Origin of the sequence: Streptomyces broussonetiae (assembly GCF_009796285.1) — a bacterium.
In the GTDB taxonomy this organism is placed as follows: domain Bacteria; phylum Actinomycetota; class Actinomycetes; order Streptomycetales; family Streptomycetaceae; genus Streptomyces; species Streptomyces broussonetiae.
Genome location: NZ_CP047020.1, coordinates 9,724,372 through 9,735,779, shown reverse-complemented (window position 1 = coordinate 9,735,779; position 11,408 = coordinate 9,724,372). Strand labels below are relative to the sequence as shown.

At 69.1% G+C, this 11,408-nt stretch carries 7 protein-coding genes; 3 read left to right on the top strand and 4 right to left on the bottom strand.

The genetic code is table 11. The annotated features are described in order from the left end of the window. The 3 genes from GQF42_RS44640 to GQF42_RS44630 form a co-directional block, all read left to right on the top strand. Positions 1–2,658 (top strand): helicase associated domain-containing protein (locus GQF42_RS44640; protein WP_158929589.1); only part of this gene is annotated, 2,658 nt, incomplete at its 5' end. Between the two features lie 79 nt (positions 2,659–2,737). Beyond that, a complete protein-coding gene (locus tag GQF42_RS44635; protein ID WP_158929587.1) occupies positions 2,738–4,003 on the top strand; it encodes a competence protein CoiA family protein in 1,266 nt (421 codons plus the stop codon). A 312-nt stretch (positions 4,004–4,315) separates the two neighbouring features. Continuing rightward, positions 4,316–5,518 carry an AfsR/SARP family transcriptional regulator gene (locus tag GQF42_RS44630; RefSeq protein WP_158929585.1) on the top strand — a complete coding sequence of 401 codons (1,203 nt, stop codon included), beginning with the start codon at positions 4,316–4,318 and terminating at the stop codon, positions 5,516–5,518. A gap of 30 nt (positions 5,519–5,548) precedes the next feature. Here GQF42_RS44630 and GQF42_RS44625 read toward each other — a convergent pair whose 3' ends face one another. The 4 genes from GQF42_RS44625 to GQF42_RS44610 form a co-directional block, all read right to left on the bottom strand. Further along, positions 5,549–5,989: a hypothetical protein gene (locus tag GQF42_RS44625; protein ID WP_158929583.1), complete on the bottom strand. Its 441-nt coding sequence runs from the start codon at positions 5,987–5,989 to the stop codon at positions 5,549–5,551. 139 nt (positions 5,990–6,128) lie between these two features. Further along, the gene (locus GQF42_RS46800; RefSeq protein ID WP_233273723.1) at positions 6,129–8,009 is read right to left on the bottom strand and encodes a DUF2637 domain-containing protein; all 1,881 of its coding nucleotides are present in this window, start codon (positions 8,007–8,009) and stop codon (positions 6,129–6,131) included. 632 nt (positions 8,010–8,641) lie between these two features. Beyond that, positions 8,642–9,115 carry a hypothetical protein gene (locus tag GQF42_RS44615; RefSeq protein ID WP_158929581.1) on the bottom strand — a complete coding sequence of 158 codons (474 nt, stop codon included), beginning with the start codon at positions 9,113–9,115 and terminating at the stop codon, positions 8,642–8,644. Positions 9,116–9,130: 15 nt separating this feature from the next. After that, a complete protein-coding gene (locus GQF42_RS44610) occupies positions 9,131–10,384 on the bottom strand; it encodes a helix-turn-helix domain-containing protein (RefSeq protein ID WP_158929579.1) in 1,254 nt (417 codons plus the stop codon). Positions 10,385–11,408: the final 1,024 nt, after the last annotated feature.

The window sequence follows — 11,408 nt, the reverse complement described above, 5'->3', positions numbered from 1 at the left end:
CCGGACAGCGAGATCCACCTCAACGCCCAGGCCCGCGCCCGCATCGCCACGCTCTGCCGCGTTGAGCCACAGGTACTGGAGCGTGCTCTGCCCGCCTGGATGCGGGAAGAACCATGCGGCAAGTACGGGGCCGGCCCGGTCGGGCGGCTGATGCGCGGTGAGCAGGCCGTGGCCGCATGGGGCCCGGCCTGCCCCGGATGCACGTCCGCCCGCACCGGACGCCTCATGTCCGCGCGCCGGTACCTGGCACCCGAGCAGCGTGTGTGCCCGCGCCACCGGTACTGGCTCATGTATCTGCCCCACACCAGCGGCCTGAGCGTGCCCCTCGCCAGGTGCCCGGAGGTGGTCGAGGCCCATGGGCGGCATGTCCGGCTGCTACGGCATGGGGCAGTGGGGGCACAGGCCTTCGAGGTCGCGCGCGCCGTCGCCGGGGCCTGGTGGCAGCAGTCCTGGCCCGCGGAGGAAATGCTGTGGCCGAACCGCCTGGCGGCTACGTGTCCCGAGGGCGCCGATCCCAGCTGGTGGCAAGCGGCCGCCCGCGACCTGATCACCTATCCCGAGACCGTCGCTCTGGCGCGCCTGCTGGCCGACCGATCTCTGCAACAGCGCACCGTCACCGAATCGGGCCGCCATCTGCCCTACCGGCTGGGCGAACTCCCCCGGTTGCTCACCGAACTCGCCGACCGGCTCGGGCGGCCGTGGCTCGCCCGCCACCTCGCCGCCGACACCCACGGCCCGCTGTTCACCTGGATCCACTCCTGCGTACGCACCCGAGCAGCCTCCACGCGTGCGGCGCAGAAGGTGCTGTGGAGGGTTCACTCGGCTCACCGGCCGCGCGCCCTGAGCGACCTTCTCCCCCGCCCGCCTGCCGCCGGCACCGCCCAGCCGATGCCGCCGCCCGTGAAGCGGCTGCGCGGCCACAGCGTTCAGGCCGAGCGCGCCTTCGAGCAGGGGGTAGCGCACGCCCGGCTCTTCCACCAGCAGCACGGGCACCTGGCCGTGCCCAAAGATGCCACGCTCGGCGGCTACCCGCTCGGCACCTGGCTCGTCAACCAGCGTGCTAGACACCTGCGGATGCCCGACCACCACTTCATGGCACTGGCCGCCCTCGACCCGTGGTGGAACCCGCCCTGGGACCCGCGGTGGCGGCGGCAATGGCACCAAGCCGCGCAGCACACCCGCGCCCACGGCCCCCTCAACGCGGCCTCCGGCTTCCCCGACACCGGTATCAACCTCGCGGAATGGCTGTACGAGCAGTGCGCCCGCTATGCCGATCTGCACCCTGAGCAGCAACGCCTGATGGCTTCCCTCGGCATCGACACAGCCACCGCTCAGGCAGCCCGGCCGCCCCGGCGCAGCTACAGCGAACGCTTCCAGATGGGCCTGGCACACGCCGCCGCCTACGCCTCGCAGCACGGGCAGCTCGCCAACGTCGGCCAACGCACCGTCCACGACGGCTTCCCGCTGGGCAACTGGCTGGCCCTGCTCCGCAACCGGCACCACAACCGGCCCCCCGTACCCGCCGACCGCATTCAAGCTCTCAACGCCCTCGACCCATGGTGGAACCCTCCCTGGAGCCTGTACTGGCAACGCCACTACTACCGCGCCCGCGACATGGCAGCCGGCCACACATTGAACCCTTCGAACGGCTACGACGACCTGCCTGACGCCGCAGTCGCCGACTGGCTACGCCGGCAATGCCGTGACTACCACCATCTCCATCCCAACCAGCAACAGCTCCTGACTGCTGTGGGACTCACCCCCGACACCGTCGACACAGCCCGCCGCCACCTGACCACTCGCACCGGCACGGCACGCAACCGGCACCGCGCGAAGAACGGCAGCCTGCTAGGACACCGGCCCGACCAACGCGCCGGCTTCGATGCCGCCCTCGCCCACGCCCGCTCCTATGCCGCCCAGCACGGCCACCTCGCCGTCCCGGGCGACACCCTCCACGACGGCTTCCCTCTGGGCCGTTGGCTGGCCCGACAACGCAACCAGGCCAGTACACGGGCCCGCCGGAACCTGCCGCCCTCCCCGCAGACCGGTGAACTCGCCGCTATCGACCCCTGGTGGAACCCACCCTGGAAAAGCGAGTGGCAGCGCAACTACTACCGCGCCCTGCACCACATCCACGCCGGCAAACCCTTCAACATCGCCCACCGCGTCCCCAACTCGCACACTGCCCTGGGTAGTTGGATCGACCGTGCCTGCTGCCACTACGACCGCCTCCACCCCGGCCAGCAACAACTCCTGACCAGCCTCGGCATCACCCCCGAGGCCCTCGCAGCCCGCACCGGCATCGCACCGCACTGGCACACCGCCATCGAACACGCCCGCTCCTACGCCGCCCAGCACGGCCACCTCGCCGCCCCCCACCACACCCTGCATGACGGCTTCGCGCTGGGCCGCTGGCTCGTCAAACAGCGCTACCGCACCAGAACCGGTACCTCATGCCCCGCAGCCGGTGCTCTGACCGCGATCGACCCGTGGTGGAACCCACCATGGAACCTGCGCTGGCAACGCGCCTACCACCACGCCCGCACCCACCCCCACACCCACGCCAGCCGGCAATGGCTCAACAACCAGCGCGCCGCCTGGCCCCGCCTCCACCCCGACCAGCAACGCCTCCTCACCCACATCGGCGTCACAGGCTGAGACCGACGCTCCAGCATGTCCCCGGTGCATGGCATCTGCACTCTTTCCATGCCGCAGACAGCCACTTACCGTCAGTTGCATGGCCAACGGGGTGTTTCACACCAGGTACGGCATAGAGATCAACCTGACGCGCGAAGACCTCGACCACCCGGACCACACCGGACTGCTGGAAGAGATCACCCAGCCTGTCGGGCAGCGGCCCCGGGACCTGCTGCAGTGCCTGACGGACTACAAGGGCGGACAATGCCAGTGCGCCCTGGACGGCAAGACGCCGTGGATGTTCGTCCGGCGCCAGCGCCGTGGCGGCAAGGTGATGTGGGTAGCAGCGCACCTTCCACTCACCCACGTCGCCACTCCCCAGGAGAGCGACAAGCACAAGGCGATGAAAGAGCGGATCGCCCGCACCGCATCACGCCACGGCCTTCACGTGCAGACCGAAGCCCGGTCCGAGGACGGACGGGTCATCACCGACGTGCTGGTGACCGGAGCCGGCGCACGCGTGGGATGGGAGGCCCAGTACTCCCCCATCACCGCCAGTACCGTGCGCCGGCGGTCCGCCAAAGCCCGCGAGCGCAACATCGCACCTCTGTGGGTGACCGCAGACGCCACCTCCGCCCTGATAGACCGCGCCCCCTGGACCCGCGTCGACGACGTGCCCTGGCAGCGCATCATCTCCCCGCTCGCCCTGATCATCCGCGGCGGCGTCCGCCACCTGCAGATCTGGAAATGCACCCCCACCAGCGAACGCTCATGCCCCGAAACCGGCAGGGCGTGCGGAAAGTGGCACAGCGGCTGGTTCCTGCCCGCCCTGTGCATCCCCCAGGAACGCGCCACCCCCCTCGACGAACTCATCGTCACCAGCGCCGACGGCGAGCACCTGCCCGTACGCTCCCGCAACCGGCACGACCCCCACCGCACCTCCTACCTGTGGGCCCTGGCCCGCGACGTCAAACGCTGGCACGAGATCACCGGCGAAACGAACACCCCGCCCGAGACCGGCCCGGCCGACGACGAACCCCTCACCTACACCGAACAAGAACTCGACAGCTCCTGCCACTACGGCGACGAAACCCCCCACACCAGCAGCCCACGCCCACAACGCGAGACGACCTCCGCCACCGGCCTGCAAACCTTCGACCACGCCCCCGACGACACCCTCCTCCAACCCACCAGACCCATCGCCCTACACCTGTCCCCCCGCGAACGCCTCGTCATCGCAGCAGAACTCAAGTGCCCACCCTGGGAAATCGGCCCCTGCATGCTCTGCGCCACCCCCATCCACCGCTACGGCCCCCGAAGCCCCAAAGCATGCCCCGCCTGCCGCACCACCACCCAGCAAACCTAGGACCGCACCCCATACCAACAACCACTCAACCTGATCACCAGTCACCGCAAGTGACACGACCTGATCACCCAGCCCGCTATCTGACAAAGCCGCAGACCAGACCCCACACAGCAAGGCCCACACCCCCACCCGCGCCCCCACCGAAACGCCCGCACCCCCCGACCACACCAACACGCCAAACTGATCAACACAGGCCAGACCACCAGCCACTGATCAGAAAAACCGCCACCGGACACCGCTGGGGCGCACTTCCCCGAGGCGGAGACCGTCAACGCGTCCCTCAGCACGCCGCAACCCCTCGGCTCCATCGGCATGGACATCATCGTGCAGCGCCTGGAGCACGCGGCGTACGAGCAGATCGCCACGGCGCTCACCCTCTCCGGGCAGCCCGCCGAACCTGCCCAGGGCCCGTGGCGGGACGTTCCCGACGAGCCCGACCCCGCAAGGCAATCCGATCGCGCCGTGGCGGAGGAGTTCGACGGCCTCGGCAGCGATCCTGGCCCGGACAGCGGCAGCGAAGCCCCCGCGGCGGAACCGGTGACGGGGAACCTGACCGACAGCGACGTGTTCCCGGCCCTGCTGGCCGCCTCAGCCGATCCGGCCGGTCTGCGCCTGCTGCCCGCCGCGTTGTATGACGGGCAGGACGCACCCCGGCCAGAGCTCGCCGAAGACCCGGCAGAGAACGAAGAACCGGACGTTCCAGCCTCTGCGATTCCGGAACCGGACAGCGGCGGGGGCACAGCGGACAGCGAAGCGCACGATATGCATGCGCCGGAGATCCGCGTCCTGGGACCGGTTGAAGTGGACGGCGTGGCCAGCTCCGGGCACGGACCGCGCATCGCCCAGCTCGCGGCGCTGATGTATTTCCGCCCCAACCGCAGCGCCGACGCGCTGTGCTCCGACATGGACCCGCTCACCCCCTGGGGAGCAAGCACCCTCAACGCCCGCCTGCGGGGCCTGCGCAGCGCACTCGGCAACGACCCGGCCGGCAACCCGTACGTGCCGCGCCGCCGCACCGGCGAGGACCCCTACCGCCTCTCCCCCGCCGTACGGTGCGACTGGACAAGGTTCCTCCAGCTCGCCGAACGCGCGCTGCCCCAGGGCGCGGCCGGCCTGCCGGACCTGGAAAGGGCCCTCGGCCTGGTGCGAGGAAAGCCGTTCGGCTCGAGGCCACTGCCCTGGGCCGAACCCTTCCAGCAGGAGATGATCACCAGGATCATCGACATCGCGCACACCGTGGCCACCTACCGCACCCCGGCGGGCCCCCGCCACGACCTCAGCGCGGCCCGCCAAGCCATCGCAACCGGCCTCGACGTAGACGACAGCTCCGAGTTGTTGTACAGGGCGTGGATGAGGGTAGAGCATGCCGCGGGGAACCGCTCCGGCTTGCACACCGCCATCGCCCGCATCCAACAGGTCAACAGGTCGCTGGAGGCGTCGATGGAATTGGAGACGGAGCAGCTGATCAACGAACTCCTCCACGGCCGCGGCCCGGCCATGCGCAAGGCCCTGTAGAAGGTCGGTGCGCAGGATGCGCGGTACGCGCTACCGGCCGGAGGCCACGTCCCGGGCCGCGTAGGCAAGGAGTTCGCTAGCGGCCGCCTCGCTCGAGGCGGGCGGCCGGGCCTTCCATGCCTTCAGTGTTTGCCGCACGGTCTGCGTCACCGTGCGGGCGTGCTCGGCAAGATCGTCGTCCAGTGCGGCCGCTTCCCCGTCCGGCGTGCGGCCCGTGATGACCACGGGGCCATGCAACGGGTACAGGGCCATACGGCGCCAGGCGCTCACAAGCGCCCACGCGGCGAGGTTCTGGTCGAGCCCGACCACCTGGCCCTCGCCGTGCACGTGCAGGAGGGCGCGGTGGTGGTACACGGCCTGGTCGACGGCTCCGGACGTTCCGACGTGGTGACGGATCACGGAGAGCGCATCGGCTTCGGGGAGGGTGAGTTCCGTGAGAGTGGTGTCCGGGGCGATGCGCAGTGCTCTCATGGCAATCCTCCTGGTCGCTCAGGGTCCGGTGCACAGGCCTGCGCAGTGATCATTGTGGCTGCGCATTGGGCAGCTGATCAGGGGCTTTACCGATTGCGCATCGCTGGGCTCCTGATGCGCAACCGGTGTGCGGCACGGTCTACTGCTGGGTGTCGGCGTGATAGCGGGTGAGGGCGTGCCAGCGCCGCTCGAAGTCGTCGGCCTGCTCGGTGACCTGTGCGGGGGTGATGGGCTTGTTGTACTGGGCGGTGATGCCGCGGGCTGCGCAGTCCTGCGCAACGGCGTCCACCGCGGGGTTCTCATTGCGCACACGGTGCTCGGCCCAGACGCTGTAGATACGGAACCAGAGCGGGTACCGGCGCAACGTGGATGGGCTGACCGGCTTCCCTCCCCGGCCGTGCATGCCCTTCTCCGCGAGATAGATCGACAGCTGCTCGGCGCCGGGTTCATCGCCGTGCTCGGCCTGGTAGTCCACCCAGGCCAGGAAGTAGCGGTCAACGACGGTGAGGTCGCCTCCCTCAGCCGGGTCAGGGGGTGCAGGATTCTCGTCGATAGGAGCGTTGACGCTCGGCCCGCGCTGCTCCTTGGCAGCGTGCGCACCCGCACTGGCGGTCTCCTGCCGTGTCTCCGCTGCTGGGTGGGGCTCGGTGGCCTGCTGCTCGCCAGGATCGGCGTCCGCCTCCTCCTCGCCGGCCGACTCGGGTGCCGGTGCGCCGGTGCCGTACTCGCGTTCCTGGAACTCGGCGACGAAGCTCTCCACGTCGGCCCCGGTGACCGGCCGTCCGTCGGCGCCCGTGATGCCGTCGTGCTGGTGCACGAACTGGGCGAGCGCGGCGGCGTCAGGGTACGCGCCGTACTGCTGCGCGTACATGAGCCAAGCGCTGTAGAAGTAGTCACCCCAACCGTCGTCAGCGTCGTGCGGGGCTTGGGGTTGTGTCCCCTCCTCGGCTGGTGGCGTGTGGCGCTGCTTGAAAAGTCGCAGCAGGGGGTCGAGTTGCTCGTCAGACAGTGGCCCGCCGGCCGCGGTGGCGATGCCGTACTGGTCTTGGAGCCACAGGGCGAACTGCGCCCTGGTGGGCTCGTATCCGAAGGCTGCCATCCAGTCCTGATAGGCATCGGCGAGGTGTTGGGCGTTTCCTTCTTCTTCAATGTCGTGCGGCTGCTCCAGACGTGCAGCTCGTACTTGCTCCACCGGCTGGGGGGCCGCGCCGCCCGCTTGCGCCAGTTCCTTTTCCTGGTCGACGGCGGCCTTGAGTTCGGGGCTCTGCCGCTGTGCCGGAACCGGGGTCCGCTCGACGATGAACTGAATCGGCGATTCATCAATGCCGGCTGCGGCCAGCCCGGCCCGGGCCGTCTCTGCGAGGGGGACGCCGTAGCGAGCCAGGCGTAGCGGCATCAGCGACTCCACGGGAGCCTTCCTGCGCCAGGCTCGGCCGAAGCGGGACCGGAGGCTCGCTTGGTAGACCAGGCGTTCCTGTTCCAGCTTGATGACCTGGTCGTAGGAGCGCAGCTCCCACAGCTTCATGCGGCGCCAGAGGAGGAACGTCGGGAGCGGGGAGAGCAGCCAGCGGGTGATGCGGACGCCCTCCATGTGCTTGTCGGCCGTGATGTCGGCGATCCGGCCGATCGCGTGGCGGGCGGCCTCGACCGCGACCACGAACAGGATCGGGATCACCGCGTGCATGCCCACGCCCAGCGGGTCGGGCCAGGCGGCGGCACCGTTGAACGCGATCGTCGCCGCCGTCAGCAGCCACGCCGTCTGGCGCAGCAGCGGGAAGGGGATGCGTATCCAGGTCAGCAGCAGATCCAGGGCCAGCAGGACACAGATACCCGCGTCGATGCCCACCGGGAACACATAGGAGAAGTTCCCGAAGCCCTTCTTGATGGCCAGCTGACGGACCGCCGCGTACGAGCCGGCGAAACCGATGCCGGCGATGATCAGGGCACCGGAGACCACCACACCGACGAGAACCCGATGCGCTCGAGTCAGCTGGGGTATCTCACGTGTCCCCGCAGCCACATTCCGCTCCCCTGCCTGAACCTCAAAATTGAACAGCTATCACACTCCCACAACAGAGGTCGAGGCTATACGCGGCAGGCCGAGGAACGGTCGGACGGCTCCGTCCGAGGACGACGCCCTTGGAGCGGGCGGGTCATGCACCGGTCTCCCGTAAGAACGGCTCCGCCGACGTCCTGGCCGCCTTCGGTCTCCCTCTGCATCTCGGCCCGAAGCAGGTCTGTCGGCGCACCGACCTGGGCCCCGACTTCGCTTTGGCCCCGGCCTTCCGTCAGGGAACGCGGTCGCGTCAGGGTGAGCGTTGGGGTAGTTGCTGTGGCTATCAGTCGATCATCTGCACCCTGACGCTAAGGACGGCGATGTAAGTTCCGACCTCTTCGTCGGAGACGCGGAAACGGCGCCCGAGCCTCTGTGAGCCACGTGGACTTCCGGGACGGACAGCCCCCGCCCCGCGGAAAGGCCATAGGCTTGCGGTGCTCTCGCGATCACTCGCAAACTACGGTGCTCCGCCACGCAAAGAACGTCCCGCCACCGCCGGCGGACAGAAAGCTCCGATACGGGATTTGAGACGGGTGCATGCAGTGAGTCGTTCGTCGGCGGGCAGCGCCCCGAAACCGATCACATTGGGGGCAACGTCATCGGCTGGCGCCCTCGGGCCACAGCACCCGCACCGGGACACCAGTCCGCTCGGCGTACGCCACCACGTCCGCCGTGCCTCCATACCCCCGCGCCGGTTGCCCGTCCCACACAGCGATCAGCTCATGCACCAGGCCAACGAGGATTTCGGATCCGGCCTGATGGGCTTGGGAAGTTGACTCGGCCATGCCGGTGTGGTGGATGTCGGCCGCGCGAGAGATAAGTCGATCGTAGACGTGGTGATGCCAATCGGGCAGGCTCTCGCGGTACTCGGCAGCAGGGATAACAACCTCGAGACGGCCGCCGTGCTCCAACACGGCTTCGGCGAACCAGGAGTCTGGGCCGTCGGCGATGCATGACACGCCGACCAGTTCGGCCGAATAGTACTCTTCGACCCGTTCGGCCAGGAACGCCCGAACCCGTTCCCCTACTTGTGTGCTCAGCCCGCGATGCCCTGTGATGCCAACCCTCATGCTGTAGTCACTCTCCTACAGGTAGACGCCGTGCAGGCGCTCGTCAAAGTCCCGCACAACTTTGGACGGTGAGGTGGTGGTGAGGCTACGGCGCACGGCGCGGACCCGTTCCACGATCCGGCCGGACCGGTACTGAAGGCCAATGTCGAGCGCGCGCGAGGCGAGAGCGAACGTGGCCTCGACCCGTCCGCTAGCAAGATGCCCGGCGGCAATGTCGAGCACCAACAGAGCACGTTGTTTCGCATGGCCGGTGGTCAGGGCCTCCACGTCCTCGGCCAGCACCCAGTCCGCCAGTCCGAGGCGTGCGCCGCAGGTGACGCGGCAGGCAGCCACCTTGTCCGGGGTGAAGGAGAACACCCACGGCCAGGGCGGCGGCTCCTGGGCGGCGGTCAGCGCCTCCGCCCCTGTACGGGATGCGGTCAGGGCTCGGTCAGCTCGAGCCAGGTCCCCGGCTGCCGCGTATCCGAGCGCTTCGACGCTGGACAACCATGCGTCGGCGACGGCCGGGCGCTGCTCGCCCAGCACCCTTCGGGCGCGGCGGGCGAGATTCAGGGCCTCCACACCGTTCCCGGCGTGTGCCTCGAACTGGGCAAGCGTGCCGGCCTGGTAGGCCGTCAGGAGCGCGTTTCCGGAAGTTCGGGCAGCTTTGATGGCACCGCCATACCAGGAGCGGGCCGACCCGTGGTCACCCTTATCCCACGCCAGCCAGCCGGCGAAGGATGCGGCCTCACTGCCTGCTGCGGCCAGCCTCGCCCGATCTGCTTCGCTGGTCGCGCTGCGGGTGACGGTCTGGATGAGCCGGATATGACCGTCCACCGCGTCGGCGAGGTCCCGGGAGGGGGTGGTGCTGTCGAGTCTGCGGTAGGCACTCGTGGTCAGCCGCAGGGCGGCGGCCTGGCCGCCAATCGTGTCGTGCGTGTCTGGCACGGCGGCCAGGACGGGGGCTGCCATCGCGGCGACCGCGCCGCCAAGTACGGTGCGTCGGTGCATGGGATCGTCGTCTCTCGTCTGGACCTGCGCCATGCGCCCGTCTGCCAGACCCACCAGTGCCGGCGGAATCTGAAGATGTGCAGCCGCCGCGGTCAAGACGTCCGTGCTGTATGAGGCTGAGCCGCGTTTCTCCAGACGGGAGACGGCGGACTGGGACAGGCCGAGCGCCTGTCCGAGTGCCGCCTGCGTCATCTGCCGCCCTTTGCGGATCAGTTCGATGACACGTCCGTAATCCCCGGCCCGGGACGCGTCTCGGATCGGGCCTGTCTGGAAGTTCACGAGCTACCCCCACGCTACGAGTCCATGCGGCATCCGTCGTCTGTCCGTACCCGTTGAGCGCATATGTGTATACGCATGCCGCATGTGTGATGGTCCCACAGCGCACAGTGATCGTTGACTGGGTGTCAGCCCAACCGCCCCCGCTCCGGGCGCGTTGTGCCCCGGTGGTCGCCCCCGTTGGGGACGACCACGCCAAATCGACCGCGAGCGCGAGGCGACGACATGACGACGCGCAGCACGACCCCGCAACCATCCTCCGGCGGACTCGACGCCCCGACGCCACACTTCGATCGACTCAGCGACAGGCAGTGCGAGGGCGCCTCTTGCTGCTGGTGCTCCGGGACGCCTGACCGGCGGTTCGCGGTTCGGATACTGAGTGCGCTCAGCGTCCAACTGAATGCCTGCGAGCACTGCGCGGGCATGTACGGCTTGACGGAGGCCGAGCGGTGAGCGCGGACCTGGGGCTCATGCACCGTGATCACAGGTGGCTGAACCACGTGGTGACGGACACCGTCACCGGGCGTCGGGGCACACTCCGCGCCATCGCTCCGGACACGGGAGTGCATCCCGTTGCGTGGCTGGCTCCGGTCGGCGGGGGTGTGGAGTGGACGACGAAGCTCAGTGCTCTGGCTGATCCCGCTCCAATCACCGCAGGCACGCACCCGGCGGCGGTGTCCCGGTGACCCGCGACGACTCCGGGCGTGGCAGCGGTCGGCGACCTGGTACGCGACAAGTCCCGGAGCCGTCAGGCGATGCTCACGGACCTGTGAGAGGGCCGACCGTTCCTGCACCCTCAGCACGGCGGCAGCCTCGTAGAGCCGTGGTCGACCTCGTGGGCGGCAGTCGAGCTAATGACATGGCGCGGCGCCTGGGAGGAACAGTGAGGAGCCGGCGTCGGATGCCGGCCGGCGACGGCAGGACCGCCAAGGCTGCGCTACTCGGCGCGGTCGGTTGCAGGCCTCGCCCTGGTGCCGGCTCAGGTCTTCTCACCGTCCGCGTAGACGCCGCGCCGGTCCGAGTAGAG